We start from the raw sequence: 26,556 nt of genomic DNA, 5'->3' as shown, positions 1-26,556 counted from the left end.
CAAGAGTAGTGCGCGCGGGGTCACTCGGTCGCGCGGTCGCTGGCGGCCGTGACGACCTCGCCGCCGGGTGCCGCTTCGGCCAGCGCCTCGTACGCCGAGGGCTCGTCCAGTGACTCGGCGAGCAGCGGCGTCGCGTACACCTTGACGTCGAAGGCGCCGAGGGCCCGCCGGTAGGTGCCGACCGACTCCCACTCGGTGACCAGGCACCAGTGCGCGGGCTCGTCGAGCGAGCGGGTGAGCCGGCCGCGCCGGTAGCCGGGACGTGCGGCAAGGGCGGCCAGGGCGGCGTGTGCCCGCTCGGTGAACGAACCCGCCGCGTCCTCCTCGACCACGAACCGGTTGAGGACGAGCACGCGCGCCTCCTTAGAGTGAGTCCCATGAAGGGTACGCGTGACGCCCGGCTGGCCCGGGTCAACCCGACCGCCGCGTTCCTCGGGGCTCTGGTCGTCGTGCTCGTGGGCCTCTTCGCGCCCGGGGTGATCGGCGGGGTGGTGCTGCTGGCACTGGCGGCGGGGATGATCTACCTGATGACCCGCACCTGGCCGATTACGGCGCAGCGGACCCGCACGATCCGGGTCGTGATGCTCGGCGTGCTGCTCCTCGTGGCCCTCTTCAAGATCCTGTAACCCATGCGCTTTTGACAATCATTGTCATGTCGGCGGAGAGTGGGTACATGCGAAACCGCCCCACCCCTCGGGCACTCCTCGCCGCGGCTCTCGTGATCGGCACGCTCACCGCGTGTGGCGACGACGCCCCGGACGCCGGCACTGCCCCGACCAAGCTCGACGTCGTGGCCGCCTTCTACCCGCTCCAGTTCGTCGCGGAGAAGGTCGGCGGCGACGCGGTGAGCGTGACCAACCTCGCCAAGCCTGGCGCCGAGCCGCACGACCTGGAGCTCAACGCCGACCAGGTCGCCCAGATCGCCGACGCCAAGGTCGTCGTCTACCTCAAGGGCTTCCAGCCGGCCGTCGACGAGGCGGTGGAGCAGCAGGGCGCCGACCGGGCGTTCGACGTCTCGACAGCCGTGCCGCTGCTCGACGCCTCCGCCGGCCACGAGCACGAGGGCGAGGAGGCCGGTGCCGAGGAGGGGCACGAGGAAGAGGCGACCGGCGGCAAGGACCCGCACGTCTGGCTCGACCCCACCCGCCTGGCCACCATCGGCGAGAAGGTCGCCGAGCGCCTCGGGCAGGCCGACCCGGACCACGCCGCCGACTACACCGCCCGCGCGGCCACGCTCCGCACCGACCTCGACGCGCTGGACAAGGAGTACGCGGCGGGCCTCAAGACCTGCCAGCGCCGGGAGATCGTGACCAGCCACTCCGCGTTCGGTTACCTGGCCGACCGGTACGACCTGGACCAGATCGGCATCACCGGTCTCACTCCGGAGGACGAGCCCTCGCCCGCCCGCCTGGCCGAGGTGGCCAACGAGGCGCGCGAGCACAAGGCGACCACGATCTTCTTCGAGACGCTGGTGAGCCCCAAGGTCGCCGAGACCATCGCGAGCGAGGTCGGCGCGAAGACCGCGGTGCTCGATCCGATCGAAGGGCTGCAACCGGGCAGCTCGGACGACTACTTTTCGGTAATGCGGAAAAACCTCGCAGCGCTCAAGCCGGCGCTCGGCTGCACATGACCGACAACGTCGTCGACGTTTCGCACGGGGTGGTCGCATACGGCGACCGCCCCGTCCTGCGTGACGTCTCCCTCCGCGTCACCGCCGGCGAGGTGGTGGCGATCCTCGGCGCCAACGGTTCGGGCAAGTCGACGCTGATCCGCGCGATCCTCGGGCTCATCCCGCTCCGCCAGGGCACGATCGCGCTCTTCGGCACGCCGCTGCGTCGCTTCCGGCAGTGGCACCGCATCGGGTACGTGCCGCAGCGGGTCGGCGCCGGCAGCGGCGTGCCCGCCACGGTGCGCGAGGTCGTCGCCTCGGGCCGCCTCGCCCGCCGCGGCGTGCTCCGCCCGCCGGGTGCCGCGGACAAGGCCGCGGTGGTCGCCGCGCTGGCGGCCGTCGGCCTCGCCGAGCGGGCCGGCGACCCGGTGGCCACCCTCTCCGGCGGCCAGCAGCAGCGCACGCTGATCGCCCGCGCGCTGGCCGGCGGGCCCGAGCTGCTGGTGCTCGACGAGCCGACGGCCGGCGTCGACGCGGCCAGCCAGGAGGCGTTCGCGGAGGCGCTGCGCGGCTTCGTGGCCGCCGGCGGCACGGTGCTGCTCGTCGCGCACGAGCTCGGGCCGCTCCAGCCGCTGGTGGGGCGCGCGGTGGTCGTACACGATGGACAGATCGCGCACGACGGCGCGTGCCCGCCGCCGGCCGGCCATCACGCCCTCCCGGGCCACGACCACGTCCACCCGCACGAACATCCGGCGCCGCACGGGGTGTTCCAGACGTGAGCATGTTCCAGTACGACTTCATGATCCGCGCGCTGATCGGCGCGCTGGTCATCGGGCTGTCCGCGCCCGCGCTCGGCATCTACCTCGTGCAGCGGCGGATGTCCCTGATCGGCGACGGCATCGGCCACGTGGCGCTCACCGGCGTCGGCGTGGGCCTGCTGCTCGACCGCTCCCCCGTGCTCACCGCGGTGATCGTCGCCACAATCGGCGCCGTCGCGATCGAGCTGCTCCGCGAGCGCGGCCGCACCTCCGGCGACCAGGCGCTCGCGCTGCTCTTCTACGGCGGCATCGCGGGCGGTGTGATGCTTGTCGGCCTCTCCAGCAACCGCAGCAACGCCAACCTCATGGCGTACCTCTTCGGCTCGCTCACCACCACCTCTCGCGACGACCTCGTGGTGATCGTCGTGCTGGGTGCGGCGGTGCTCGCCGCGATGCTGCTGCTGCGCCCGGCGCTCTTCGCGATCTGCCACGACGAGGAGTACGCCCGCGTCTCCGGCCTGCCCGTCCGCACCCTCAACGTGCTGATCGCGGTCACCGCCGCGGTCACCGTCACGATCGCCATGCGCACGGTCGGTTTGCTGCTGGTCAGCGCGCTGATGGTGGTGCCGGTGGCGGCCGCGCAGCAGGTCACCCGCGGCTTCCGCGGCACGATGGCGCTCGCGATGGGGCTGGGCGTGCTCTCCGCCGGCACCGGAGTCTGGCTGGCCGGCGAGGCGGACACCGCCGCCGGCGCGACGATCGTGGTGCTGGCCATCGGCGGGTTCATCGCGATCGCCGCCGGGGCCGCCGCCTGGCGGCTGCTGCGTCGCCGCGTCCAGGCTTTCCCCCAAACCGCCGACGTGGAACCCCCTGACGTCGTGCTCGAGCGCTGATCCCGCGCCGATTTGGTCTACGGTTGCGGGATGACCACGACGGCCGGATACGAGGCGTACGAAGGTGCGGGCGAGTTGCTCCGCGCCCTGTCCGCCCCTATCCGGGTCGCGATCGTCACCGAGCTCGCGGGCGGCGAGCGCTGCGTGCACGAGCTGGTTGACAAGCTCGGCGCGCCGCAGCCGCTCGTCTCCCAGCACCTGCGCGTCCTGCGTGGCGCCGGCGTGGTGCGAGGCGCCCGGCGCGGCCGTGAGATCGCATACACGCTGGTCGACGAGCACATCGCGCACATCGTGGCGGACGCCGTCAGCCACGCGCGGGAGGCACACGTGAGAGAGCGTGGCCCGACGGCGGCGGCGCACGACGGCGGTGAGCGAGCGATCGAGGAGAAGCATTGACCATCGAGGAGGGGACCGGGGCCGCGGTCCGCAATACGCGCCAGCGCACGGCCGTGAGCTCCCTGCTGGGTGAGGTGGAGGGCTTCCACAGCGCGCAGGAGCTGCACGCGATGCTGCGCGAGCGGGGTGAGCGGGTCGGCCTGACCACGGTCTACCGCACGCTTCAGGGCCTGGCCGACTCGGGCGAGGTCGACGTGATGCGGCCGCCGGGCGGCGAGCACCTCTACCGCCGGTGCAGCGAGGGCCACCATCACCACCTGGTCTGCCGCTCCTGCGGCCGCACCGTCGAGGTCGAGGGTCCCGCGGTGGAGAGCTGGGCCGACCGCGTGGCCGCACAGCACGGTTTCGTCGGTGTGAGCCACACGCTCGAAATCTTCGGCACCTGCCCGGAGTGCGCCATTCGCACCGGGTGATCTTGGAGGGCGTGCGGGACGCTGGTTCCCGTGAAGATTTACGCCGACCGCGCCCCCACCGCCGCACGCCAAATAGTCACCGATGTACTCGTCGCCGCCTGGGTGTACGCGGCCATCCGGGCCGCGATGTGGCTGCACGACCTGGTGCAAAAGCTGGCGATACCCGGCCAGCGCCTGGAGGGGGCGAGCACCGGGCTCGCCGACGGCCTGTCCGATGTGGGCAGCAAAATCGGCCGCGTCCCGCTCGTTGGTGACGAGCTGACCGCACCCTTCAACGGCGCGGCCGACGCCGCCCGTTCGATGGCCGACGCCGGGCAGCAGCAACAGAGCATCGTCGACGACCTGTCGCTCGCCCTCTCGTTGGGCCTGCTCGTCTTCCCGCTGGGCCTGGTGCTCTTCGTGTGGCTGCCGCTGCGGGTCCGCTGGATCCGCCGGGCCGGTGCCGCGGCGAGCCTGCGCGCGGCCCCCGCGGGACGCGACCTGCTGGCCCTACGCGCGCTGGCGACCCAGCCCTTGCGCAAGCTGACGAAGATCGACCCCGATGTCGCGCAAGCCTGGCGCCGCGGCGACGAAGACGCGGTGGCGGCGCTGGCCGCGCTCGAACTCAAGGGTCTCGGCCTCCGTGGTTGACCCTTGAAACAGATGAGCTACCGCGATGTCCGCGGTGGTACGGACCGTCGCTCCCGCGGCCTCACCCTGATCGTCTGGTCACGCCCCACCCCCAAGAGGGCTGCCCTCTTGGCGGCGGGCCTGCACAGTGCCGGAGGCGAAAGGTGAGCGCGACCAACCGCGCAGGGTGAGGCCGCGGGAGCAGCGGTCTGGACCACCGCGAACGTCGCGGTAGCTCGAATCGGTTTTGAACTCAGCTGGGTGGCGGGATGCGGCGCCGAACGTCTTCCGCGGTCGAAGGGCCGGGCTCCCAGGTCGCGACCCAGGCCGCGTCCGATGTGGACGTCACCACGCCCTCTTCCAGGAAGGTGTAGCGGCCTTCGAGGACGCGCTTCGCGACCTTGGTGTCGAGCGAGTCGGTGTTGTCCCACAGCGCCGCGAAGAGCGCCTCCGCACGCAGCCGCGCCTGGCGGCAGAAGAGGTCGGCCAGCTCGACACCCTCGGGCCGCGTCTCGCGCTCGGAGCGGGCGCGCACGCACACCGCCGACATCGCGAACAGCTCCGCGCCGATGTCGACGATCCGGCCGAGGAAGCCCTGCTTGCGCTCCAGCTTTCCCTGCCAGCGGGACATCGCGTAGAACGTCGAGCGGGCCAGCTTGCGGGAAGCGCGCTCCACGTACCGCAGGTGGCTGGCCAGCGGGCCGAACTCGCCGTAGCCGTTGGGGACCTGCCCGCGCCCGACGGCGAGGGTGGGGAGCCACTTGGCGTAGAAGGCGCCGGCCTTCGCGCCCGCCCGGGCCTTGCGCCCCAGGCCGGCGTCCGGGTCGATGATGTCGCCGGCGACGGAGAGGTGGGCGTCGACCGCCTCGCGGGCGATCAGCAGGTGCATGATCTCGGTGGAGCCCTCGAAGATCCGGTTGATCCGCAGGTCGCGGAGGAGCTGCTCGACCTCGACCGCGCGCTCGCCGCGGGCGGCCAGCGAGTCGGCCGTCTCGTATCCCCGGCCGCCGCGCACCTGGATCAGCTCGTCGGCGACCTGCCAGGCCATCTCGCTCGCGAAGAGCTTGACCAGCGCGGCCTCGATGCGGATGTCGTTGCGGTCGTCGTCGGCGATGAGGCAGCAGAGGTCCAACATGGACTCCATCGCGTACGTGGTGGCGGCGATGAAGGCGATCTTCTTGGCCACCGCCTCGTGCTTGCCGACCGCCCGCCCCCACTGCACCCGCTCCGCGGACCACTCGCGGGCCACGTTGAGCGACCACTTGCCGGCGCCGACGCACATCGCGGGGAGGGAGAGGCGGCCCGTGTTCAGGGTCGTGAGGGCGATCTTGAGCCCTTTGCCCAGCCCACCGATGACGTTTTCCGCGGGCACGAACACGTCGTGGAAGCGGGTGACGCTGTTTTCCAGCCCGCGCAGGCCGAGGAACGCGTTGCGCCGCTCGATCGTGATGCCCTCGGCGTCGCCCTCGACCACGAACGCGGTGATGCCCTTGTCGGGCACCCGCGCCATCACGACGAGCAGCGTGGCGACCGTGCCGTTGGTGGCCCAGAGCTTGACGCCGTTGAGCTTGTACCCACCCTCGACCGGCTCGGCGATGGTGCCGAGGCGGGCCGGGTCGGAGCCGACGTCGGGCTCGGTGAGCAGAAAAGCGGAGACCTCGCCGCCGGCCAGCCGGGGCAGGTACTTCTGCTTCTGCTCGTCGGTGCCGAAGATCTTGAGGGGCTGCGGCACGCCGATCGACTGGTGCGCCGAGAGGAGCGCGCCGATCGAGGGGTTGACCGAGCCGGCGAGCGTGAGCGCCTTGCAGTAGTGCAAATTGGACAGCCCGAGCCCGCCGTACTTCTTGTCGATCTTCATGCCGAACGCGCCGAGCCCGGCCAGCCCCTGGAAGACCTCGTCCGGGATGCGCGCCTCACGCTCGATCCGCGGGCCATCCACATCGGACCGCACGTAGGCGTCGAGCTTGGCCAGGAACTCCTCGGCGTCGGGCCGCTCCTCCGCAGCCGGCCAGGGATCGATCAGGTCCAACCGGAAGCGCCCGAGAAAGAGCTCCTTGCCGAAGCTCGGCTTGCGCCACTCCGACTCGCGCGCGGCCTCGGCGACCTGCCTGGCCTGCTTTTCCGAAACGGTCGCGGTCACGGCTAACCCCCTTGGCGAGGACGGCTTAGTGCCACGCTACCCGTAGGTACTACTGGGCGGTAGGGTTCTCGTCCCGATCGTCCCGGCGCAGCAGTGGAAGCACGAGCCACAACAACAGGAACCACGCCCCCGTGAGCCCGCTGAGCAGGCACGCCACCCACCGGTCGAGGATGAAGTCGGTGATCAGCAGTACCGCGCTCACCATCGCCACCAGCATGAACACGAGCCCGATGGAGGCCATCCGGTGCGCCGACCGGACCAGCTCCGGCTTACGCCCGCGCTGGAAGAGCACCCGGTGGTACGCGACCGGCGCGATGAGCGTGGCGGCAGCGCCGGCGGCGGCGAGCAGCGAGACGATGTACACGTCGCGCTGGAACTCGTTCACCTTGTCGAAGCCCGCGCTGAACGGCAGCGTCAGCAGGAAGGCGAAGAGGATCTGCACACCGGTCTGCGCCACCCGCAGTTCCTGAAGCAGGTCGGCGAAGTTGCGCTCATAGCGCTCCTTGTCGGTCTCCGGCACGCCGCCGACAGTGCCCCGGCCACCCCAAGATCAAACCCGCTCCTGATCAAGGCCGTTCGGTCAGGACGAACAGAGCGTGAAACCGAATGCTTCGTTCCCGGGTCCGCGTCAGCGGCAGACCGCCGCTCCCGCCGGAGACCGCTCCGGCCGGCGGCGAGCTGGCGCTCGCCGAGATCCCCGACCTCCGCTGCCACGTCCGCGAGACAAGTGCCACCCCTGAACCGCCCGGTCGCCGCCCGGACGCACAAACGGGGCAGCTCGACAGGCGAAGCGGCGACCGCGACCAACAGCGGACGGGTGAGGCCGCGGGAGCAACGGTCTGGACCACGACGGACATCGCGGTAGCCCAAAGATTTGGAAATGGCCTCGACGCCAGCGGGCCCTCGATCCTGAAAGCAGGCCCTAGGCGCCGCGGCGGAGGCGGCCTTCGTAGCGGGCTTCGAGGGCGTGGTTGTGCTCGTCGCCGCCGGGGATGTTGGCGGAGAGGTAGACCGGTGGGGCCTCGCCGGCGTCGAGCATCCGGCGCACCACCTCGACCACCATCTGCTGGGCGAGCAGCGCGGCGGTGATCGAGGAGATCGCGCCGACCGCGCCGCCACCGGCCAGCGGGAGCGTGGCGTCGCCGTAGGGGGCGCCGTTGTCGAGCACCACGTCCGCGATGTCGGAGAGCTTGCGCCCGGACGGGTGGCGGGAGTCGACGCCGGCCGAGTGGGCCAGCGAGGTGACCGCGATCAGCGCGTGGCCGCGCTCCTTGACCAGCGTGGCGAGCTCGACGATGGAGCCGTTGACGCCCGAGTTGGAGGCGAAGACGAAGGCGTCGGCGGGCCGCACCGGCGCCAGCGCGTACAGGCGGTGGGCCACCGACGGGTCGCGCTCCAGCATCGGGCCGAGCACGCTCGGTGGCTCGCCGCCGAAGAGCACGAGGTCACGCAGCGCGATGCGGTTGGTGGGTACGAGGCCGCCGGCCCGTCCGGCGATCTCCATCGCGAACGCCTCGGAATGGCCGCTCCCGAACGCGTGGACCACCCCGCCGGCCCGCAGCGCCGCGACGATGAGGTCGGCCGCCACGGCGACCTGGGAGCGCTGGCTGGCCGCGACCTTTTCCATGGTCGAGACAGCCGTGCGCAGGAAGCCGTCCGCGCTCAGCTCCTCACTCATACTGCTGTTTCGGCGGGTCGATCTGGGTCCAGGTCTCGACCTCGATGTACGGGATGCTCTCCTCGTTGACCGGGTCGGTGACGGTCTGGTCGGTGTACTTGCCGACGACCTCGACCCAGGTGTCGTTGGCCAGCCCGGCGGGCGCGTTGCCCGACATGCCCACCTTGATCGGGCGCCCGTCGGCCGCGCAGCAGCTCAGGATGATCCGGGCCAGGATGGGCTCGCCGTTGGGGCCCTGCGCCACGAAGCCGGTCAGCTGCACCGTGCGGTCGCCGAGCGAGACGCCCTTGTCGAAGACCGCCCGCGACGCGTAGTCGAGCACGCTGATCTTGGCGGGGTCGCCGGCCGGCAGCGGTGGGTAGTCGGATATCTGCTGGCTGGAGAGGGCGGTGCCGGCCTGGCCCGCCGCGTACGACCCGAGGGCCGGTGGGGCGACCAGCAGCAGGCCCAGCACCGGCAGGATGAGCAGCCAGGCCACCCACGGTTCGCGGTGCGGCTTGCCGTCACCGTGGTCGTGGTCGGCGTGCTCGCCGGCGGAGGCGTCCCGGGGCCGGAGCACCTCGTGCACCAGCGTCATCACCGCGGCCGCGATCAGCACGAGACCAGCCGCGATCAGGAAGGGCCGGAGCGACTCCTTCACGTACCGCAGGTACATGTCGGTCACGCTGGCCCGGACGATCGCGCCGCCGAACAGCAGCATGACCACCGCCTGCGCCTGCTTGTTCATAGAACCACCGCCCCTACGCCGACGGCCGCGAGGACGCAGATCGCGAACGTCGCCGGGGCGAACCGGGACGCGAACCGGCGGCCGAACACCCCGGTCTGCATCGAGATCAGCTTGAGGTCGACCATCGGGCCGACCACCAGGAAGACCAGCCGCGACGTGAGCGAGAACTGGGAGAGCGAAGCGGCCACGAACGCGTCGGCCTCCGAACAGATCGACAGGAGCACGGCCAGCACGGCGAGCGCCAGCACGGAGAGCACCGGGTTGTCGGCGAGGGTTTGCAGCCAGCGCTCGGGCACCACGACGTTGATGGTCGCGGCGGCCATCGCGCCGAGCACGAGGAAGCCGCCGGCGTGCACGACGTCGTGCCGCACCGACGCCCAGAACGCCCGCGCCTTCGGCATGCCGTCGATGTCGGGACGGTGTGGCAGGCGGATCCACTCGGCCTTGCCGAGACGCAGCCAGAGCCACCCCATGATCATGGCGACGATCAGGCTGGCCACCCCTCGGCCAACCACCATCTCCGGGTTGTTCGGGAACGCGACGGCGGTGGCGGCCAGCACGATCGGGTTGATCGCCGGGGCGGCGAGCAGGAAGGCCAGCGCGGCCGCGGGCGTGACCCCGCGGCGGATCAGCGAGCCGGCGATCGGCACGGCACCGCACTCGCAGCCAGGCAGCACCACGCCCGCGCAGCTCGCCACCGGCACGGCGAGCGCGGGGTGGCGGGGCAGCGCGCGGGCCCAGAAGGAGCGCGGCACGTACACGGCGATGATGGCGGAGAGCACCACCCCGAAGACGAGGAACGGCACCGCCTGCACCATCACCGACACGAACACGGTGGTCCAGGTCTGTAGGCGCGGGTTGGAGATGGCGTCGGCGACCGGGCCCCGGAAGAGCACGAGCAGGACGAGCAGCACCGCCAGGATCTCGACCGAACCGATGCGGTCGCCGAAGATCCGCCGGCGCGGCTGAGGCTCTTCGGGTGGTGGCGGGGGCGTCCAGTCGATCTCGTCGCCGTCGGGCTGCACAGTCGCGCGGTCTGCGGCAGTCACAGCAGGTGGTTCCCTTCACTCGCGCGGCCCGCCTCAGGGTAGCCGGTGTTAACGTTGGCGGAAACAACCGACAGGGGAGCGCACAGCGCTGAGAGTGCGGTTGCCGCAGGACCGAGGCGGCCGCAGACCCTCGAACCTGATCTGGGTAATGCCAGCGCAGGGAGTCGATTCTCAGGCTCGCCGATCGCCGGCGTGCGTCTTCTCCTGGTTCGCGAGGACTGGGAGGTTTTCACATGAACAACAACCGTTGGCGCACCGTCGACGTCGTGGTCGCGGCCGTGCTCGGCGTCGCGTTCGGCGTCATCTTCTGGGCCTGGGGCCTGCTGTGGGACGGCCCGGCCAGCGCCATCCCGCTGCCCGGCCGCGCGCTCGTCTACGGCATCTGGCTGGTCCCGGCCGTGCTCGGCCCGCTGGTCATCCGCAAGCCGGGCGCCGGCGTCTTCACCGAGCTGGTGGCCGCCACCGTCTCGACGTTCTTCGGCTCACCGTGGGGCCTGGAGACACTGCTCTACGGGCTGTTTCAGGGCGCGGCGGGCGAGTTCGCGTTCGCGGCGACCGGCTACCGGAGCTGGCGCCTGCCCACCGCGATCGTCGGCGGGGCGCTGGCCGGCGTCGCGGCCACTCTGCTCGACTTGAGCAGGTACTACCCCGACACGAGCGCCGCCTGGAAGTGGGCCTACGCCGCCCTCCTCGTGCTCAGCTCGGCGGTCATCGCAGGCGTGGGCGCCTGGGCGCTGACCAGGGCGCTGGCCCAGACGGGCGTGCTCGACCGCTTCCCGGCGGGGCGCGACCGAGCACTGGTGTGATCCGGGCCAAGGGCTTCGGCTGGCGGCACGCGGGGCGCAAGGCGTGGGCCGTCCGGGGGCTCGACCTGCGCGTCGAGCGCGGCGAGCGGGTGCTGCTGCTGGGACCGTCCGGCGCCGGCAAGAGCACGCTGCTGGCCGCGCTCGCCGGGCTGCTCGCCGCCGACTCGGGCGAGTCCGAGGGCACGGTAGAGGTCGACGGGCGGGTCGGCATCGTCTTCCAGGACCCGGAGACCCAGCTCGTGATGGCGCGGGCCGGCGACGACGTGGCCTTCGGGCTGGAAAACCACGCCGTGCCGGCCGCGGAGATCTGGCCCCGGGTCGACGAGGCGCTGGCCCGGGTCGGCTTTCCCTACGGCCGCGACCGCTCCACCGCCGCCCTGTCCGGCGGCGAGCAGCAGCGGCTGGCGCTGGCCGGCGCGCTCGCCCTCCGCCCCGAGGTGCTGCTGCTGGACGAGCCCACCGCCAACCTCGATCCGGCCGGCGCCGACCTGGTACGTGGCGCCCTCCGCGAAGCCCTCGACGCCGGCACCACCGTCGTCCTTGTCGAGCACCGGGTCGCCGAGGCACTCCCGCTCGTCGACCGGGTCGTCGTCCTCGATCCCGGCGGCGGGCTCCGCGCCGACGGCCCGCCGGACGAGGTCTTCGCCAACCACGGCGACCGCTTGGCCGCCGAGGGCGTGTGGGTGCCGGGCCATCCGGTGGCGCCCCGGCGCGCTGACGCGCCGCCGGGAGAAGGGCTGCTCGCCGCGAAACGGGCCACCGTCCGCGGTCGGTTGCCCGCCGTCGATCTTCTGGTACGAGACGGCGAGGCACTCGCCATCCTCGGTCCGAACGGCACGGGCAAGTCGACGCTGGCCCTCCTCCTCGGCGGGCTCCTCAAGCCGGACGGCGGTCGGATCGCGGCCACCGCCGCGCTCGCCGGCCCCGACGTGGCCACTCCCCCGCACCGCTGGCGCGCGCCCGCCCTGGCGCGGCGGATCGGATCGGTGTTTCAGGACCCCGAGCACCAGTTCGTCACGTCCACTGTGTACGACGAGCTGGCGTTCGGCCCCCGGCGAACGGGACTGCCTGACGCCACGGTCAGGTCCACAGTGGACGGGCTGCTCGCCCGCCTGCGACTGGAACGGCTGGCCGGCGCCAACCCGTACACCCTCTCCGGTGGTGAGGCGCGGCGGCTGAGCGTGGCGACGGCGCTGGCGGCAGCCCCGGCACTGCTGGTTTTGGACGAGCCTACGTTCGGGCAGGACAGGCGCACCTGGATCGAGCTCGTCGACCTGCTCGCCGGCCTGCGCGACGAGGGCCGCGGGATCGTGACGGTGACGCACGACCCGGACTTCGTGGCGGCCCTGGCTGACCGGACGGTCAGGCTGTGAAACGCACCCCGCACGCCGTCCTCGCGCGGCGTAACCCGGTCGCCAAGGTGGCCGCGGCGCTCGTCTTCACCGTCGCACTCGTCACCACCCTCGACCCGGTGCCACCGGCCGCGGCGATCGCGATCGAGCTCGCGCTGGTGCCGCTCTTCGGCGTCCGCTACCGCACGCTCGCCCGCCGCGCCTGGCCGCTGCTGATCAGCGCCGCCGGCATCGCGCTGACGATGGTGCTCTTCGCCGCCGAGCGCACCGGCGACACGGTCGTGCAGGCCGGGCCCATCGAGGTCACGACGAGCGTGCTCAACGGTGCGCTCGGGCTGGCGCTGCGGGTGATCGCGATCGCCCTGCCCGGTGTGCTCGTCTTCGCCTCCATCGACCCGACCGACCTCGCCGACGCCCTGGTGCAGAACGTGCGCGCGCCGTACCGCTTCGCGATCGGCGCGCTCGCCGCGTTCCGCCTGGTGCCGCTGCTCGGCCAGGAGTGGCAGATGCTCCGCCTCGCCCGCCGAGCGAGGGGCGTCGACGCCGGCCGCAACCCGGTCGCCGCGGCGCGCCTGTTCGTCTCGACCGCGTTCGGGCTCCTCGTGGGCGCGATCCGGCGCGGCACGCGGCTGGCGGTGGCCATGGACGCGCGCGGATTCGACCGGGGCGGCCCGCGCAGCCAGGCCCGCACGCAGCGCTTTCGGGCCGCCGACGCGGCGCTCGTGTTCGGCGCGGTCGTACTCGCCGCGGCGGTGCTCTCCCTGGCGTGACCAGGGCACCTACAAGCCTTGGTAGTCGGTCTCCCGCTTGATGTCGCTGTCGCTCATGGCCAGGACGCCGGGCCGGGGCACCAGGTAGACCTTGGCGGACTCGCCGCTGGAGATGACGCTGAACATCTCGTTCAACGCCGTCACCATCTGCTGCTCTTTGCCGGAGATCTCCGTCGAGATGCGGATGACCGCGTCGACGGCCTTGGACAGCACGCCGTCGACGGTGTCGGCGTTGAGCGGGGTGTCCTCTTTCTTGCCGAGGTCCTGCGAGCCGATGCCGGAGGAGACGCCGGCGATGATGGTGAACGTGGCCACCCCGGCCGGTGCGAGCGAGGCACCACCGGTCACCGGGATGGCGGCGACACCGGCCGCGACCGTCGCCACCGCGCCGATGACGGTAAAGACGTTCTTGACCGTGTCCGGGTTGCAGTAGTTGCTCTGCTCCACCGCCGTGGTCGCCTTGGTGGCGTTGTCCAGCAGGTCTACCCGCTGGGCCAGGAACATGTCCCGGTTGCCCTGCACCGCGTGGGCGAGCGCGGCGGCCAGGTAGGCCTGCGCCTGCGCGGCGTCCGGGATCTTCAGCATGAAGTTGTTGCGGAAAGCGACGGCCGCGGCGCCTATCCACTCGTCGAGCGCGGCCTCGGTCGGTCTGAGGAGCCCTCCGATCGGGTCCGTGGGCGCCGAGGGTGCGGCACCCGGGCTCGCCGTCGGTGCGAAATACAGCTTGCTCGACACCGACTTCATCGTATTGATCAACTGCTCCATACCGGACGGTTCGGGCCCGATGCTGTGGCCGTAGAAGTCGGGAATCCAGCTGTACTGCGAGTCGAGCTCGGCCCAGTGGGCGTCGGTGCCCATGTAGTTGCCATTTTCGTCGATCGCGTAGGCGTGCCCTTGGTAGTCCGAGGCGCTCTTGCCCACGATGCTGCGCGCCGGGTGGTCGGGGTCGCGCGGGATGTAACGCAGCTCCATCTCGCCTTTGACCTTGATGGCCGCGTCACGAAGCTTTTCGGCCTGCGCCACGATCTGATCCCGGCTCACGTACGGAATCTCTCCGGACATGGGTTTCTCTCCCCTACTCGTCCGGCTGGTCCGGCTCTTGCCGGGAGTGCGGGTCCACCAGCTTGAATTCTGGGTCGCCCTGGTATTTGGCGACTTCGGCCCGGAAGCCGGCCGCGATCTCCTGATCTTCGCTCGCGAACAACTCGGCAACCCGGATGACCAGGTCTCCGGCGTCGTAGAGGTTGGTGGCCGACTCCGCCAATATCCCCTGGAACTGGTCGCGGACCTTCTCCCACACCGGAAAGACCGGACCGGGAAACGTGCCGCTGACCGGCGTCCCCGGGATGGTGCCGTATCGCTCGAACCTCGCCCCGGCGTTGTCCGAGCCGCCCGCTTCCTTGCTCAGGCCGGCGTAGTGGTCACCGGCCTGCGGAAGATACGAACTGCCAGCGAGCCACATCTCGCCAAGTGTCAGCGACACCTGGTGTTTGTCGGTCATCTCTCGTCCTCCCCGTTGAACCGACCTCCGGTCACGCCGAGATCCGGCCATCCGCCCATGGGTCGAAGAAGCGGCTTTCCGGCCGGCCGTAGTGCTCGTCTTTCAACTCGCGCACCTGGGCGAAGAAGTCGTCGAGCGTCGCCCGGCCCACGGCGAGGAGCTCCTGGCGAAACTCCTCCTCGCTCAACGCCCGCACGGTGCCCGGGCTGATCTCGAAGTCCCACCGGACCAGCGCCGTGGTAGTCGCGCGGATGCGCCCGCTCGGTGACCGGCGGTCGGCGACGACGGCCGCGACCGCCTCCCGGTAACCCTGGCTGTCCCGCTCGCTGTCCAGCTCTTGCCCGTCGCCTCGAGCCGGCTCGCCCAGCGCCTCGCTCAGCGCGGCCAGGAAGCCGCGCCGGTGCCCCGCCCACAGACCGGTCGCCACCGCGGCCAGCTGGCGCTCCAGCGTGTCCTCCCGATAGCGGCCGTAGCATCCAGGGGTGAACGTCACGTCCAACTCGGACGGATGGGTCAGCACCGCGCTGACGCACCCGTCAGGTGACGTCACGCGAACGACAAGACGCTCCATTTGCTCAGCCAGAACACCCACAGCGGTCCCCTCGTAAATCCGCTCGGTCCGACATCATGGCAGTGGTCGATATGATTCAACCACGTCGCGCCAATTGGCATGGGGGGTCGGATGTCCGTCAGGTCGGCAATCCGCAGTTTCCGCGTGGCCACACTGGCCGTGCTGGCCTGCGCGACCGTGGGATTGACAGCGGCGAGTTGCGACGACACACCAGCACCCGGCGAAAGCCCTCAGGCCACCGGCGGTCAGGTCCCGGCAGCGCCGGTCAAAGGCGCCCAAGCGCCCGGCGGCGGCGGCCTCAAAGTGGTCGAGTCGGGCGTTTCCATGACCACCGACGGTCGCGGCGACACGATGGCGACATACGGGTTGCTGCTGGAAAATACGAGTCGCGACCACCTCGCCTACGACGCGGAAATCTCCGTCACCATGCTCGACGCCAGTGGGCAGCCGGTCAGCGATCGCCTCGAAAAGTCCACCCGGGTCACCAAGACGCTGCGGTTCTCCGCCCCTCAACAACGCGTTGGCCTAGGCCAATACGTTTATGTTGATCGTGGCCGCGCTGTTACCAGCCTAAAAGTCGAGATCGGCGAATCGTGGTGGCTGCCGGCTTCGGCCGCGCGGATCGCCCCACTCACCACGTCCGGCGTGACGGCCACCACCGACGACGTGGTGCACGTCCGGTTCACCGTCGACAATGGATACCCGGTCCCGGTCAAGCGCGTCGCGATGGCACTGCTCCGCGACGCGGCCGGTGCGATCGTCGGCGGCACCGGGCCGGACGAGGCACAGGCGAGCCTCGGCGACTTCCCGCCCGGCCGGTCGCCGGGTGAGATCGAGAGCATCGGCGGCGCGCCGGCGGGCGTCGACCTGGGCCGCACCGAGGTGTACGTCTATCCGACGCCCGAGGCGTTTCGCGCGCGTTGAGAATGCCCTGATCACGGAGTGTACGAGTGCGCATGTTCGCATGTGCGCAGCCGTGAGGCCACCTCCTGTTCTCCGATGAGGACGAGATTGAGCGCTGGATCATCGGGCAACACGAGGAGTAATCGCATGGGCCACGGCCACCACCATCACGATGTCGGCGGGCAGCCCGCCGACGTACCCGAGGCTCTTGATCTGTCCATCCCGGACAGTGAGCTTTCGCCCGCGGACGTCTCGCGGCGCGGCTTCCTGCGCGGTGCCGGTCTGCTGGGTGCCGGTGCGGCGGCGAGTGTCCTGGCGACGCCCGGCGCGGCGCAGGCGCACGGCGACGACCACGATCACGGCCCCGGCGGCGACCACGGCCGCAAGGGCGGCTTCCGCTGGCTCGCCGGCGACCACCACATCCACACGCAGTACAGCTCGGACGCCATGTACCGGGTGTACGACCAGGCCCGGCACGGGCGGGCGTACGGCCTGGACTGGATGGTCATCACGGACCACGGCAGCGTGACGCACGCCAAGATCGGCGTGGAGAAGGTGAACCCGGACATCGTCTCCACCCGTGAGGAGCTCAAGGACCTGCTGGTCTTCCAGGGCCTGGAGTGGAACATCCCGGCCGCCGAGCACGCGACGGTCTTCGTCCACCCCGGCCGCAACGAGGTCGCGGTGCTCAAGGAGTTCGAAAACGCGTACGACGGCTCGGTGAAGGGCGCCGGCGCGAACACCCCGGAAAACGAGGCGCTCGCGATCGCCGGCATCCAGTTCCTGGGCGAGCAGGTCCGCAAGCGGCGCGTCCAGGGTGCGCTCTTCCTCGCCAACCACCCGGCCCGCCGGGGCATCGACTCGCCGCACGAGATCCGGGCCTGGCGCGACGCCGACCCGAGCGTCGCGGTGGGCTTCGAGGGCGCGCCCGGCCACCAGGCCGCCGGCCTGCCCGGCCCGATCGGCAACGCCGGCGGCCGCGGCTTCTACGAGGGCAGCCCCTCGGCGGCCTCGTTTCCCGGATACCCGCTGGAGAGCTACCGCACCTGGGGCGGTTTCGACTGGATGACCTCCACCGTCGGCGGTCTCTGGGACAGCCTGCTCGCCGAGGGCAAGGCGTGGTGGATCAGCGCCAACTCGGACTCGCACAGCAACTACCTCGACACGGCCCAGCGCGGGCCGGAGAGCAACTTCGAGCTCAACGGCCGGTACAACGACCCGGTGTACGGCCCGCTGCTCACCGAGGCCGGCGACTACTGGCCCGGCCAGTACAGCCGGACGCACGTGGGCTCGACCTCGTTCTCGTACCGCGCGGTCATGGACGGCCTCCGTGCCGGCCGGGTGTGGGTCGACCACGGTGGCTTGATCAGCGGCCTCGACGTCCGCGCCCGCGTGGCCGGCGACCGGCACCCCGGCACCGGCGTCCCGCTCGGCGGCGTGCTGCGCGTGCGCAAGGGCGCCAAGGTCGAGCTCACCATCGACATCGACCTGGCGAACCGCCCCAACTGGGCGCAGTTCGTGCCGGTACTGGCCCGCGTCGACGTGATCGCCGGCTCGGTCACCGGTCCGGCGACCGACCGTGACACCTTCACCGCCCCGAACACCAAGGTGGTCAAGTCGTTCGAGGTCGACAAGGGCACCGGCAAGGCCTCGTTCACGTACTCCTTCGGCCGCGTGGACGAGCCGTTCTACGTGCGCGTGCGGGGCACCGACGGCAAGCGCGGCGCGCCCGGCTTCATGGGTGCGGCCGTCGACCCGGCCGGCCCGGCCATGGACGTGATCGGCGACGCCGACCCGTGGCTCGACCTGTGGTTCTACGGCAACCCCATCTGGGTGCTCCCCAGTTGAGATACGTCGGATTGAGCCTCGGTCACGGGGCCAACCGGGAGGCTGAGCACTGGCTTCACTCGCTCGGCCTCCCGGCCGGTGTCGAGGCGTGCACGCACCTGGCGCGCACGCCGTACCCCCATGTGGTGGTGAGCCTCGCGCTGCCGGACGGGGTCGACGCCGAGCTACCCCAGACCCCGGACGACCTGTCGAAGGCGGCGGCCGAGGCGGCCGCCGACCACGCCGCGCGGCGCGGCGGCCGGGCGTTTCTCTTCGCCGGCGTCGAGGCCCTCACCGGCACCGTGACGGTCGCCGACCTGCTCGCCAAGAGCGCGATCTCCCGGGTCAGGGTGCTCGGCGGTCCCGACCCCGATCCCGCGACGGAGGTCGTCACGCGCGACTTCGTCCGTCCAGAGTGGACAGAGGGCGAGCTGACGCTGGTCACCTCGCCGGCGCCGGGTGGCCGGCTCGCGCCGTTCGAGTTCCCCAATCCGACACCATGTTGCGGTGGGGCACACTGAATCCATGTCTCGTGGCACCCGCTTGGTCATGTGGGACGTCGACCGCACGCTGTTGAACGCCGGGGGCGTCGCCCAGCTCGCGTACGCCCCCGCGTTCACCGCGGTCACCGGCGTCGAGTGGCGCGACATGGCGTTCGCGGCCGGGCGCACCGACTGGGACATCGCGGTGGAGACGTTCGCGATGCACGGCATCGACGACTGCGAGCCGCACCTCGACGCGTTCTTCACGGTCTTCGCGGCCGAGTTCGCCGCCCGCCGCGACATGCTGCTCCGCCAGGGCTTCGTGCTGCCCGGCGTCCGCGAGGTCCTGGCCGCGCTCGGCACCCGCCCGCACGTGGTGCAGACGCTGGTGACGGGCAACATCCGGCCGGTCGCCGTCGACAAGCTCGCCGCCTTCGACCTGGCCGAGCTGGTGGATTTCGACATCGGTGGATACGGCACCGACGACGTCGTCCGGGCCACGCTGGTGCGCCGCTCGCTGGAGCGGGCGGCGGCCAAGCACGGCCGCGCGTTCGACCCGTCCGAGGTGATCGTCGTCGGCGACACCGCGCACGACGTCAACGCCGCGCTGGCCAACGGCGTCACCTGCGTGGCCGTCGCCACGGGCGGCACATCTGCCGAGGCACTCGCGGCGGCCGGCGCACACGTCGTCCTCGACGATCTGAGCGACGTCGATGCGGTCGTGACCTTGCTCGCCGGATAGGAGCCTGATCGCCTAAAACCCCCTTGGGGTCCTGTGCGCGTTGTGGGAGCGGTTCCAAACTCTAGAAGGAATCCAGTTGGCTAATCCCTTTAGCCCGATCTCACAATGCTCCGGAAAGGCGGCAGCGCATGCCTACGCGACGTCGACCCCGGTCCGACTCGACCCCCTCCGTCAGCCGACGGGGATTCATCACGCGCGTTGGCGGGGCGGCAGCCGGTGCCGTTGCTATCGGCGCGGCACCCCCGTTCGCCGGCTCACACGCCGCCTACGCGGCGACTCCGCCTGACCGCTTCGGGCGCATGTTCCCCGACCTCGGGCCCTTCATCCCAGCGGACGACCGCCGGCGCGCGGCGCTCATGGACATCGGACGTCCCGGCGGGATCCTGGACGCCAAGGACCCCCTCGCGGAGGGGCCGGTCCGGCTGATCACCAACCCCGAACTCAGCCCGAACAACCGCGACAGCCAGGACGGCACGACCATCCACATGACGGCGGGCGTGACGTTCTTCGGGCAGTTCCTCGACCACGACATGACGTTCGACACGACCTCGCCGCTGGGCATCCCCACGACTCCGGAGTCGTCGCCGAACAGCCGCACCCCCTCCTTCGACCTCGACACCGTGTACGGCGGCGGCCCGGTCGCGAGCCCGGCTTTTTACGAGCCCGACCGCGTCAAGCTGCGCATCGAAAACGGCGGGCTCTTCGAGGACGTGCCCCGCCAGTCGAACGGCACCGCGATCATCGGCGACCCGCGCAACGACGAGAACACGATGATCTCCGGCTTCCAGAGCGCGTTCATCCTCGCCCACAACCGGATCGTCGACCAGTTACGCAGCCAGGGCGTGCCGGCCGACCAGCAGTTCGCGCAGGCCCGGCGGATCCTCACCTGGCACTACCACTGGATCATCCTCAAAGAGTTCCTGCCGAACATCGTGGGCCAGCCGATGGTCAACACAGTGCTCAATGGGGGCCGTCGCTGGTTCCGTCCGGACCCGTCGCCGGCGTTCATCCCGGTAGAGTTCCAGATCGCGTACCGCTTCGGGCACAGCATGATCCGCCCCTCGTACCGGCTCAACCTCGCCGGAAACCCCGACGGCACGCCGTTCTTCGGCTTCATCTTCGAACCGGCCGGCGAGGGCCAGGCCGATCCGGTCGACCTGCGTGGCGGCGCGCGGGCCCGGCGGCGCTTCGTGGGGTGGCAGACGTTCTTCGACTTCGGCGGCGACCAGACCCAGCACGTACGCCCCAACAAGCGGATCGACACCAAGATCTCGACGCCGCTGTTCAACCTGCCGCTCGGCGCCATCGCGAGCGGCGACCCGCCGACCTCCCTGGCGACCCGCAACCTGCTGCGCACGATGACCTGGGGTGTGCCGGCCGGGCAGCTGATCGCCCAGCGCATGGGCTACCCGCAGCTGCTGCTGCAAGAGCTCGCCCACTACGGGGTCGCGCTGGAAAACCACACCCCGCTCTGGTACTACGTGCTGGCCGAAGCCGAGCGCATGACCAACGGCGTCACCCTCGGCCCGTGCGGCGGCCGGATCATCGCCGAGGTATTCATCGGCCTGCTCCAGCTGGACCCCAACAGCTGGGTGCGCACACAGCCCAACTGGAGGCCCACCCTGCCCTCCGCGACACCCGGCACCTTCAGGATGACCGACCTGCTCCGTTGGGCTCGCGTCGACCCGGCGAGCCGCGGCCAGTAAACCTGGCCGTAAACAGGGACGCGGGTGCGCCCGGCGTGGGGCCGGGCGCACCCGCCCGTCATCTCGACCGCGAGCTCACCACCCCCCGGGGGGGTGAACAAATGATGCCGGGATTTGACCCAGCTTGCCTTGGCGATCTAGAGACCTTTCGGGATCAGGGTGGCTCCACCCGGGGCAATGCCCCTGGGTCTCCTAGATCTCACAGTCCGGCTCCCGACGCTGGTGACGCTACGTCAGGATGTCGCCGGTAGGCGCCCGCGACTGGACCCGAGGCCTTGCCGCGCGCAGCCTTCGCACGCTGCCTGCGGCTTCCGGGGTTGGCTGGACCGCGAAACGCGATGGTCAACGGATCGCCGGGCACCTTTGCACTGTTCGGGAGAATCTGCTCGGCCATTGGGCGGCGTCATGATCGTTAGCCCGGAACCCGTGTGACACACGGGCGAGAACGCGGGATTCGGGCTAACGATCATCGAAGCGTGGTGGACGCCCGGGGCTCGCGGAGCCTTGCTCGGCCCGGCCACAAGCCGGCCAAGATCGCGAAAGTCGAGTGGCCCAGCCCGGGGCCATCGCGTACCAAGATCTGCTCGCGTCCCCACAGCGGACGGGTGAGGCCGCGGGAGCAACGGCATGGACCACGACGAACATCGCGGTAGCTCGATATCCTTTCCCAGAATTGGGTTTGGGCACGCCGATGCGGCACCCACGCGCACACCCTGAGTGTCGATCATGTTTGGATGGGCTTATGCCCAACCCCGACCGCCGTGACCTGCCGGCTCGTCGCCGTGGGCCGCGTGACCGGTGGGTGCCGGTGGCGGAGCTCTCCCCGATGGCCCGCGCCTTGCTCAGCGACGACCTCGGTGGCCGGGACGTCGTGCCTGGGCACGTGGCGGACCGGGTCGCCGAGCGGGCGGACGAGTGGCTCGCGCACGGCTTCACCGTCGAGACCGTGCGGGCCTGGCAGGATCTGCCGCCGGCCGCCGCCGCGTACCTGGCCGAGCGAGGGGTCGAGCCGCGGGTGCTCGACCTGCCGGTGGACGCCTTTCCGGGCGCCGCCACGCCGGTGCCGCTGCGGATCGCGATCAGCACCGAGCGGATCCCGGTCGAGCGGGCGTACCAGCTACTGGTCCTGACCGGCGAGCACCAGCCGGCCGCACCGCCGCCGGCACCGCCACCACCGCCGCCGCCACCGCCGTCCGAGAAGCCGGCTCGCCCGGTCGCTCCGGTCCTCTTCTCGCACGCCCGCCCCGAGGAGGAACATAAACGCTCGTGAGCGCCGTCGACGTCCTGCTGCGTTCGGAAGAGCCGTCCATCAGGTGGAAGGTGCGCACGGGGGTGCTCGGCGAGCCCACGGACGGCAAGGCCGCCCGCCGGCTGCGCGAGGAGATCCGCCAATCGCCGCGGGTGCGCCGGCTCCTCGCGGCCCGCGACGCCGACGGGCGGATTACCAACCCCAAGCAGGTGTACGCCAAGTGGCGCGGCGCCCACTGGGTGCTCGCCACCCTCGCCGACCTCGGCTACCCGCCCGGCGACGAGTCCCTCCATCCGCTGCGCGACCAGGTGCTGCGCCGGTGGCTGCGAGACGTGGAGGTGCCGGTCGTGCAAGGGCGATACCGGCGCTGCGCCTCCCAGCAGGGCAACGCCCTGCGCTACCTGACCGCGCTCGGCATCCTCGACGACACCGACGCGCGCACGCTGACCGAGCGCCTGGTCAAGTGGCAGTGGCCGGACGGCGGGTGGAACTGTGACCGCAACCCCACCGCGCGGACCTCGTCGTTCATGGAGACGCTGCTGCCTATGCGCGGGCTGGCGCCACACGACGCCGGCGCCGCCAGGCGTGCCGCGGAGGTATTCCTGGCCCGCGGGCTGGCCTGGCGGCGCACGACGGGCACGCTGATCCATCCCGACTTCGCCCGGTTGCACCACCGGCTCTACTGGCACTACGACGTGCTCGGCGGCCTGGTCGGCATGGTCGAGGTGGGCACGATCGGCGATCCCCGGTGCGCGGGCGCGCTCGACCTCCTCGAGTCCAAGCGGCTGCCGGACGGCGGCTGGCCGGCCGAGAAGGTGTATGCCACGAAGGCGGGCGATCCGCTCGACTGGGGCGTCACCGGCGCCGGCCGTTCGAACGAATGGGTCACCGCCGACGCGCTGGCCGTCCTCGGGGCCGCCGGCCGGCTCAGCTAGGCGGCGCGACCGGGTTGGGCAGCGCCCCGCCGAAGCGGCGGTCGCGCTGGGCGTAGAGCTCGCAGGCGTACCAGAGGTGGCGCCGGTCGAAGTCGGGCCAGAGCGTGTCGAGGAAGACCATCTCCGCGTACGCCGACTGCCACAGCAGGAAGTTTGACGTGCGCTGCTCGCCGGAGGGGCGGAGGAAGAGGTCGACCTCGGGCACCTCGGGGTGGTAGAGGTACCGCGAGATCATCTTCTCGTTCACCTTGTCGGGTGAAACTTTGCCCGCCGCGACGTCGCGGGCGATCGCGGCGGCCGCGTCGGCGATCTCGGCCTGCCCGCCGTAGTTGACGCAGAACTGGAGCGTCAGCGTCGAGTTGCCGCGGGACATCTCCTCCGCGGTGACCAGCTCGGAGATCACGCTCTTCCACAGCCGGCCGGCCCGTCCGGACCACACCACCCGCACGCCGAGGTCGACAAGCTGGTCGCGGCGGCGGCGGATCACGTCGCGGTTGAAGCCCATGAGGAAGCGGACCTCCTCCGGCGACCGCCGCCAGTTTTCGGTCGAGAACGCGTACGACGACAGGTACGGGATGCCCAGCTCGATCGCGCCCTCGATCGCGTCGAACAGGGAGTATTCGCCCCTTTCATGCCCCTTCGTCCGGGGTAGGCCGCGCTCCTTGGCCCAGCGCCCGTTGCCGTCCATCACGATCGCGACGTGCCGCGGCAGGCTCTCCTTGGGCAGCGCGGGCGGACGCGCACCGGACGGATGCGGCGTCGGCGCCACCGGCACCCGACGTCGTAACGAACGAACCACAATCAACCCCTATCAACCAGCGGCAGCGAGCGTAGCGCGCGCTCAAGGTGCCACTGCAAATGCGCCGCCACCAGCCCGCTGCACTCGCGGCGGCTGGCCGCCTCGGCGATGTCGGCCACGCGCCAGTCGCCCGACGTGAGGGCGGACATCAGGTCGATCGTGGCCGGCGCCGGGTGGGCCGCTCCCGGCGGCCGGCAATCCGGGCACACACAACCCCCCGCTGGTACGGAGAAGGCGCCGTGCCGCCCCGGCGAACCGCACACCGCGCACTCGGCGAGCGCCGGCGCCCACCCGGCCACACCCATGCTCCGCAGCAGGTACGCGTCGAGGACCAGCGTGCTCGCGTGCGCCCCCTCGGCCAGCGCGCGCAGGGCACCGAGCGTGAGCAGGAAGAGCCGCAGCGAGGGCTCGAGCTCGACCGGGGTGAGCCGCTCGGCGGTCTCCGCGATCGCGCTCGCCGCCGTGTAGCGGGGATAGTCTTCGAGGAACCGCTTGCCGTACAGCTCGATGCCCTCGACCTGGCTCACCGTGTGCAGCGACGGCCCCTCGGCGAGCTGGAGATCGATGTGGCCAAACGGCTCCAGCCGCGCGCCGAAGCGGGAGCTCGTGCGGCGCACCCCCCGAGCCACCGCCCGCACCCGGCCGTGCCGGCGGGTCAGCAACGTGATGATGCGATCCGATTCGCCCAGTTTCTGCACGCGCAGCACCACCGCGTCGTCGCGGTACAGCGGGCGGCGAAATCCGGGCACCGGCCCATTCTCCCCTACGCCGTCTCAGGGTCGTCTCGGTGACCACTCCGGATGTGTCCCGGGGTCGGGCGCCCGTAGCGTGCACAGCATGGATCCCCGAAAGCTGCTCGCGGTGGTCGGCGTGGTCGCGTTCGCCGGCCTGGTCGGCTGCGACGACGTCGCCCGGTCCCGCCTTGACTACAGCAACACCGAGAAGGTGGCGATCAAAGAGATCGTCGTCGAGCCGGGCTCGGGTGACGTGACGGTGACCACCAGCGACACGCAGCAGGTCGACATCCGCCGCGTGGTCCACTACAACGGTGACGAGCCCGACACGTCGTACCAGATCAACGGGGCGGTGCTACAGCTCGCCACCGACTGCGGGCGCATCGACTTCTGCCGAGTCGACTACGAGATCGTGGCCCCTAAGGGTGTCGCCGTCCGCGGCAAGCTCGGCTCCGGCGACCTCTCGCTGAGCGGTGTGTCCACGGTGGACCTGGACGCCGGCTCGGGCAACGTGGGCATCACCGAGGCCTCCGGCAAGGTAAAGGTGCAGACCGGCTCCGGCGACATGGTGATCACTGACGTCGCCGGCGAGCTGGACGCCCGCACCGGCTCGGGCAACATCGACGCCACCGGCCTGTCCGGCCCGCTGAACACGGCCCGCACCGGCTCCGGCGACGTCACGCTGTCGCTCGACAAGAGCGGCGCGGTGCGCACCCACACCGGCAGCGGCAACGTCGACGTCGCCGTACCGGCCGGCTCCTACCGGGTGGACGCGCGCACTGGTTCCGGGGACAAGACGCTCGGGGTGGCGAGCTCGCCCACCGGCACATTCCTGCTGGACCTGGAGACCGGCAGCGGCGACATCACCCTGCGGGAGGTGTGAGGCACCGGCAGCAGCACCGGCCGGCGGCGTGCCGACACGTCCTCCACCCAGCCGAAGAGCGCGACGGCGACGGCCACCAACGCCGTCACGACGGCTAGCCGCGCGGCCATGCCGAGCGGGAGCACCGCGGTCACGCCGATGACGATCGGCATGTGCCACAGGTAGATCGTGAGCGCGCGGCTGTTGAGCACCGTGACGGCGCGGAGCAGGCCGGCCCGGCATTCCAGCCAGGCCGTGGTCGCCGGCGCGAAGCCGAGCAGCGCGACAACGAACGCGGCGGACCACAGGGCGTTGCCGAGCCGGATGTCGTTGAGGTCGTAGCCGCGCGGGCCCGGGTGGGTGAGCCACCAGGCCGCGCCCGCCACCGCCAGCGCGGCCACGCACGGCACCAGCACCCGCCAGGACAGGCGGCGCAGCATGCCGTCGTGGTGCGCGAAGCCGAGCAGCCACGCGCCGAAGTAGAGACCCACGTCCTTGAGCACCGTGTGTGCCGGCATGACACCGAACTCGATGAGCACCAGCAGCAGGTACGGCGCGGCGAGCGTGGGGATCGGAAAGCGCCGGAAGAGCGGCAGCGCCAGCGGTGAGAGGAGCACGAACCACAGGTAGTCCCGCAGGTACCAGATCGCGCTGAGCGCCAGCGCGCCCCACGCGTTGGACGGCGGGTCGAGCAGCGGCAGTCCCCAGTAGAGCAGCCGCCAGTCCACGGCCAGCCCGGTGAGCAGCATGGCCGGCACGAACACCGCGGCGAGCACCCACAGCGCGGGCAGCAGCCGGCGCAGCCGCCGCCCGACCGCGCGCACGCCGTGACTGTCCAAAGAGGCCGCCATGAGCGAGCCGGCGAGCGCGAACATCACCGACATGGCCGGGAAAGCGATCGTGAGGAACGCCCAGTGAGTGGTGTGGTAGACGACGACTCGGACGATGGCCAGCGCGCGCAGCAGATCCACGTATCTGTTTCGCATGGGTCCAATCGGGAGGCCGGGGCTCGGGGGTAGCTACCGCCCTACCCCGCTGACCAACC

28 protein-coding genes, 2 pseudogenes and 1 riboswitch are annotated in these 26,556 nt (G+C 71.1%); of the genes and pseudogenes, 18 read left to right on the top strand and 12 right to left on the bottom strand.

Annotated features, from left to right (window positions below):
- Positions 1–20: 20 nt before the first annotated feature.
- Positions 21–353: an antibiotic biosynthesis monooxygenase family protein gene (locus AC5L36_RS24550; RefSeq protein WP_441220321.1), complete on the bottom strand. Its 333-nt coding sequence runs from the start codon at positions 351–353 to the stop codon at positions 21–23.
- 24 nt (positions 354–377) lie between these two features.
- Between AC5L36_RS24550 and AC5L36_RS24545 the strand changes: the two genes are divergently transcribed.
- The 7 genes and pseudogenes from AC5L36_RS24545 (at position 378) to AC5L36_RS24515 (ending at position 4,699) form a co-directional block, all read left to right on the top strand.
- Positions 378–626, top strand: coding sequence for a DUF6703 family protein (locus AC5L36_RS24545; protein WP_441220320.1), 249 nt, complete (start codon positions 378–380; stop codon positions 624–626).
- 47 nt (positions 627–673) lie between these two features.
- Positions 674–1,630 carry a metal ABC transporter substrate-binding protein gene (locus AC5L36_RS24540; protein WP_441220567.1) on the top strand — a complete coding sequence of 319 codons (957 nt, stop codon included), beginning with the start codon at positions 674–676 and terminating at the stop codon, positions 1,628–1,630.
- Positions 1,627–2,388 (top strand): metal ABC transporter ATP-binding protein, encoded by a 762-nt coding sequence (locus tag AC5L36_RS24535; protein WP_441220319.1) that lies wholly within the window; start codon positions 1,627–1,629, stop codon positions 2,386–2,388. Before AC5L36_RS24540 ends, AC5L36_RS24535 begins: the two co-directional genes overlap by 4 nt.
- The gene (locus AC5L36_RS24530) at positions 2,385–3,260 is read left to right on the top strand and encodes a metal ABC transporter permease (RefSeq protein WP_441220318.1); all 876 of its coding nucleotides are present in this window, start codon (positions 2,385–2,387) and stop codon (positions 3,258–3,260) included. The genes AC5L36_RS24535 and AC5L36_RS24530 overlap by 4 nt, the downstream gene beginning before the upstream one ends.
- Before the next feature lie 30 nt (positions 3,261–3,290).
- A pseudogene (locus AC5L36_RS24525) lies at positions 3,291–3,581 on the top strand (ArsR/SmtB family transcription factor); the annotation flags it as partial.
- 77 nt (positions 3,582–3,658) lie between these two features.
- Positions 3,659–4,069, top strand: a complete 411-nt coding sequence (locus tag AC5L36_RS24520; protein ID WP_441220565.1) for a Fur family transcriptional regulator — start codon at positions 3,659–3,661, stop codon at positions 4,067–4,069.
- A gap of 30 nt (positions 4,070–4,099) precedes the next feature.
- Positions 4,100–4,699 carry a hypothetical protein gene (locus AC5L36_RS24515; RefSeq protein ID WP_441220317.1) on the top strand — a complete coding sequence of 200 codons (600 nt, stop codon included), beginning with the start codon at positions 4,100–4,102 and terminating at the stop codon, positions 4,697–4,699.
- A gap of 232 nt (positions 4,700–4,931) precedes the next feature.
- Here AC5L36_RS24515 and AC5L36_RS24510 read toward each other — a convergent pair whose 3' ends face one another.
- From AC5L36_RS24510 to AC5L36_RS24490, 5 genes are all read right to left on the bottom strand, one after another.
- Entirely contained in the window at positions 4,932–6,818 is a 1,887-nt protein-coding gene (locus AC5L36_RS24510; RefSeq protein WP_441220316.1) for an acyl-CoA dehydrogenase family protein, read from the bottom strand.
- 49 nt (positions 6,819–6,867) lie between these two features.
- Complete coding sequence (locus AC5L36_RS24505; protein WP_441220315.1) at positions 6,868–7,338, bottom strand: DUF6328 family protein; 471 nt, start codon at positions 7,336–7,338, stop codon at positions 6,868–6,870.
- 402 nt (positions 7,339–7,740) lie between these two features.
- The gene (locus AC5L36_RS24500; protein ID WP_441220314.1) at positions 7,741–8,496 is read right to left on the bottom strand and encodes a sugar isomerase domain-containing protein; all 756 of its coding nucleotides are present in this window, start codon (positions 8,494–8,496) and stop codon (positions 7,741–7,743) included.
- Entirely contained in the window at positions 8,489–9,223 is a 735-nt protein-coding gene (locus AC5L36_RS24495) for a TIGR03943 family putative permease subunit (RefSeq protein WP_441220313.1), read from the bottom strand. The genes AC5L36_RS24500 and AC5L36_RS24495 overlap by 8 nt, the downstream gene beginning before the upstream one ends.
- Positions 9,220–10,176, bottom strand: a complete 957-nt coding sequence (locus AC5L36_RS24490; protein WP_441220563.1) for a permease — start codon at positions 10,174–10,176, stop codon at positions 9,220–9,222. Before AC5L36_RS24490 ends, AC5L36_RS24495 begins: the two co-directional genes overlap by 4 nt.
- A gap of 158 nt (positions 10,177–10,334) precedes the next feature.
- A riboswitch (TPP riboswitch) is annotated at positions 10,335–10,452 on the top strand.
- A gap of 53 nt (positions 10,453–10,505) precedes the next feature.
- Here AC5L36_RS24490 and AC5L36_RS24485 point away from each other — a divergent pair.
- Genes AC5L36_RS24485 through AC5L36_RS24475 form a run of 3 tightly spaced genes read left to right on the top strand, consistent with a single transcriptional unit; the run spans position 10,506 to position 13,200 of the window.
- Positions 10,506–11,078, top strand: a complete 573-nt coding sequence (locus AC5L36_RS24485; protein WP_441220312.1) for an ECF transporter S component — start codon at positions 10,506–10,508, stop codon at positions 11,076–11,078.
- Positions 11,075–12,451 carry an ABC transporter ATP-binding protein gene (locus AC5L36_RS24480; protein ID WP_441220311.1) on the top strand — a complete coding sequence of 459 codons (1,377 nt, stop codon included), beginning with the start codon at positions 11,075–11,077 and terminating at the stop codon, positions 12,449–12,451. Before AC5L36_RS24485 ends, AC5L36_RS24480 begins: the two co-directional genes overlap by 4 nt.
- On the top strand, positions 12,448–13,200 hold the full coding sequence (locus AC5L36_RS24475; protein WP_441220310.1) for an energy-coupling factor transporter transmembrane component T family protein: 753 nt from the start codon (positions 12,448–12,450) through the stop codon (positions 13,198–13,200). The genes AC5L36_RS24480 and AC5L36_RS24475 overlap by 4 nt, the downstream gene beginning before the upstream one ends.
- 9 nt (positions 13,201–13,209) lie before the next feature.
- Here AC5L36_RS24475 and AC5L36_RS24470 read toward each other — a convergent pair whose 3' ends face one another.
- The 3 genes from AC5L36_RS24470 to AC5L36_RS24460 are packed head-to-tail and all read right to left on the bottom strand — an operon-like array spanning position 13,210 to position 15,251.
- Positions 13,210–14,262, bottom strand: coding sequence for a hypothetical protein (locus AC5L36_RS24470; protein ID WP_441220309.1), 1,053 nt, complete (start codon positions 14,260–14,262; stop codon positions 13,210–13,212).
- Between the two features lie 13 nt (positions 14,263–14,275).
- On the bottom strand, positions 14,276–14,701 hold the full coding sequence (locus AC5L36_RS24465; RefSeq protein WP_441220308.1) for a hypothetical protein: 426 nt from the start codon (positions 14,699–14,701) through the stop codon (positions 14,276–14,278).
- Between the two features lie 31 nt (positions 14,702–14,732).
- The gene (locus AC5L36_RS24460) at positions 14,733–15,251 is read right to left on the bottom strand and encodes a hypothetical protein (RefSeq protein ID WP_441220307.1); all 519 of its coding nucleotides are present in this window, start codon (positions 15,249–15,251) and stop codon (positions 14,733–14,735) included.
- A 180-nt stretch (positions 15,252–15,431) separates the two neighbouring features.
- Here AC5L36_RS24460 and AC5L36_RS24455 point away from each other — a divergent pair, with 180 nt between their 5' ends.
- From AC5L36_RS24455 to AC5L36_RS24425, 7 genes are all read left to right on the top strand, one after another.
- Complete coding sequence (locus AC5L36_RS24455) at positions 15,432–16,196, top strand: hypothetical protein (protein WP_441220306.1); 765 nt, start codon at positions 15,432–15,434, stop codon at positions 16,194–16,196.
- A 126-nt stretch (positions 16,197–16,322) separates the two neighbouring features.
- Positions 16,323–18,023: a CehA/McbA family metallohydrolase domain-containing protein gene (locus tag AC5L36_RS24450; protein ID WP_441220305.1), complete on the top strand. Its 1,701-nt coding sequence runs from the start codon at positions 16,323–16,325 to the stop codon at positions 18,021–18,023.
- Positions 18,020–18,523 carry a hypothetical protein gene (locus AC5L36_RS24445; RefSeq protein ID WP_441220304.1) on the top strand — a complete coding sequence of 168 codons (504 nt, stop codon included), beginning with the start codon at positions 18,020–18,022 and terminating at the stop codon, positions 18,521–18,523. Before AC5L36_RS24450 ends, AC5L36_RS24445 begins: the two co-directional genes overlap by 4 nt.
- A 4-nt stretch (positions 18,524–18,527) precedes the next feature.
- Positions 18,528–19,226, top strand: a complete 699-nt coding sequence (locus AC5L36_RS24440) for an HAD family hydrolase (protein WP_441220303.1) — start codon at positions 18,528–18,530, stop codon at positions 19,224–19,226.
- 299 nt (positions 19,227–19,525) lie between these two features.
- A complete protein-coding gene (locus AC5L36_RS24435) occupies positions 19,526–20,932 on the top strand; it encodes a peroxidase family protein (RefSeq protein WP_441220302.1) in 1,407 nt (468 codons plus the stop codon).
- A gap of 742 nt (positions 20,933–21,674) precedes the next feature.
- On the top strand, positions 21,675–22,202 hold the full coding sequence (locus tag AC5L36_RS24430) for a hypothetical protein (RefSeq protein ID WP_441220301.1): 528 nt from the start codon (positions 21,675–21,677) through the stop codon (positions 22,200–22,202).
- Positions 22,199–23,116, top strand: a complete 918-nt coding sequence (locus AC5L36_RS24425) for a hypothetical protein (protein ID WP_441220300.1) — start codon at positions 22,199–22,201, stop codon at positions 23,114–23,116. The genes AC5L36_RS24430 and AC5L36_RS24425 overlap by 4 nt, the downstream gene beginning before the upstream one ends.
- Here AC5L36_RS24425 and AC5L36_RS24420 read toward each other — a convergent pair.
- Positions 23,109–23,891 (bottom strand): isoprenyl transferase, encoded by a 783-nt coding sequence (locus AC5L36_RS24420; protein WP_441220299.1) that lies wholly within the window; start codon positions 23,889–23,891, stop codon positions 23,109–23,111. The two genes, AC5L36_RS24425 and AC5L36_RS24420, sit on opposite strands and share 8 nt — an antisense overlap.
- A 26-nt stretch (positions 23,892–23,917) precedes the next feature.
- The gene (recO, locus tag AC5L36_RS24415) at positions 23,918–24,664 is read right to left on the bottom strand and encodes a DNA repair protein RecO (protein ID WP_441220298.1); all 747 of its coding nucleotides are present in this window, start codon (positions 24,662–24,664) and stop codon (positions 23,918–23,920) included.
- Here recO and AC5L36_RS24410 point away from each other — a divergent pair.
- Positions 24,582–25,457, top strand: a pseudogene (locus tag AC5L36_RS24410) (DUF4097 family beta strand repeat-containing protein); the annotation flags it as partial. The gene recO and the pseudogene AC5L36_RS24410 sit on opposite strands and share 83 nt — an antisense overlap.
- Here the strand turns inward: AC5L36_RS24410 and AC5L36_RS24405 are convergent.
- Complete coding sequence (locus AC5L36_RS24405) at positions 25,409–26,497, bottom strand: acyltransferase family protein (protein WP_441220297.1); 1,089 nt, start codon at positions 26,495–26,497, stop codon at positions 25,409–25,411. The pseudogene AC5L36_RS24410 and the gene AC5L36_RS24405 overlap by 49 nt on opposite strands.
- Positions 26,498–26,556: the final 59 nt, after the last annotated feature.

It is taken from the genome of Phytohabitans sp. LZ39 (assembly GCF_059359075.1).
Note: the sequence above shows the minus strand (reverse complement) of the source record. Positions and strands in the feature narration are given on the sequence as shown.

Coding starts and splice junctions, on each gene's coding strand:
- AC5L36_RS24435 (WP_441220302.1), top strand. CDS start 19,526: ATGTTCCCCGACCTCGGGCCCTTCATCCCAGCGGACGACCGCCGGCGC.
- AC5L36_RS24450 (WP_441220305.1), top strand. CDS start 16,323: ATGGGCCACGGCCACCACCATCACGATGTCGGCGGGCAGCCCGCCGAC.
- AC5L36_RS24440 (WP_441220303.1), top strand. CDS start 18,528: ATGTCTCGTGGCACCCGCTTGGTCATGTGGGACGTCGACCGCACGCTG.
- AC5L36_RS24485 (WP_441220312.1), top strand. CDS start 10,506: ATGAACAACAACCGTTGGCGCACCGTCGACGTCGTGGTCGCGGCCGTG.
- AC5L36_RS24500 (WP_441220314.1), bottom strand. CDS start 8,496: ATGAGTGAGGAGCTGAGCGCGGACGGCTTCCTGCGCACGGCTGTCTCG.
- AC5L36_RS24545 (WP_441220320.1), top strand. CDS start 378: ATGAAGGGTACGCGTGACGCCCGGCTGGCCCGGGTCAACCCGACCGCC.
- AC5L36_RS24495 (WP_441220313.1), bottom strand. CDS start 9,223: ATGAACAAGCAGGCGCAGGCGGTGGTCATGCTGCTGTTCGGCGGCGCG.
- AC5L36_RS24540 (WP_441220567.1), top strand. CDS start 674: ATGCGAAACCGCCCCACCCCTCGGGCACTCCTCGCCGCGGCTCTCGTG.
- AC5L36_RS24535 (WP_441220319.1), top strand. CDS start 1,627: ATGACCGACAACGTCGTCGACGTTTCGCACGGGGTGGTCGCATACGGC.
- AC5L36_RS24470 (WP_441220309.1), bottom strand. CDS start 14,262: ATGTCCGGAGAGATTCCGTACGTGAGCCGGGATCAGATCGTGGCGCAG.
- AC5L36_RS24405 (WP_441220297.1), bottom strand. CDS start 26,497: ATGCGAAACAGATACGTGGATCTGCTGCGCGCGCTGGCCATCGTCCGA.
- AC5L36_RS24465 (WP_441220308.1), bottom strand. CDS start 14,701: ATGACCGACAAACACCAGGTGTCGCTGACACTTGGCGAGATGTGGCTC.
- AC5L36_RS24430 (WP_441220301.1), top strand. CDS start 21,675: ATGCCCAACCCCGACCGCCGTGACCTGCCGGCTCGTCGCCGTGGGCCG.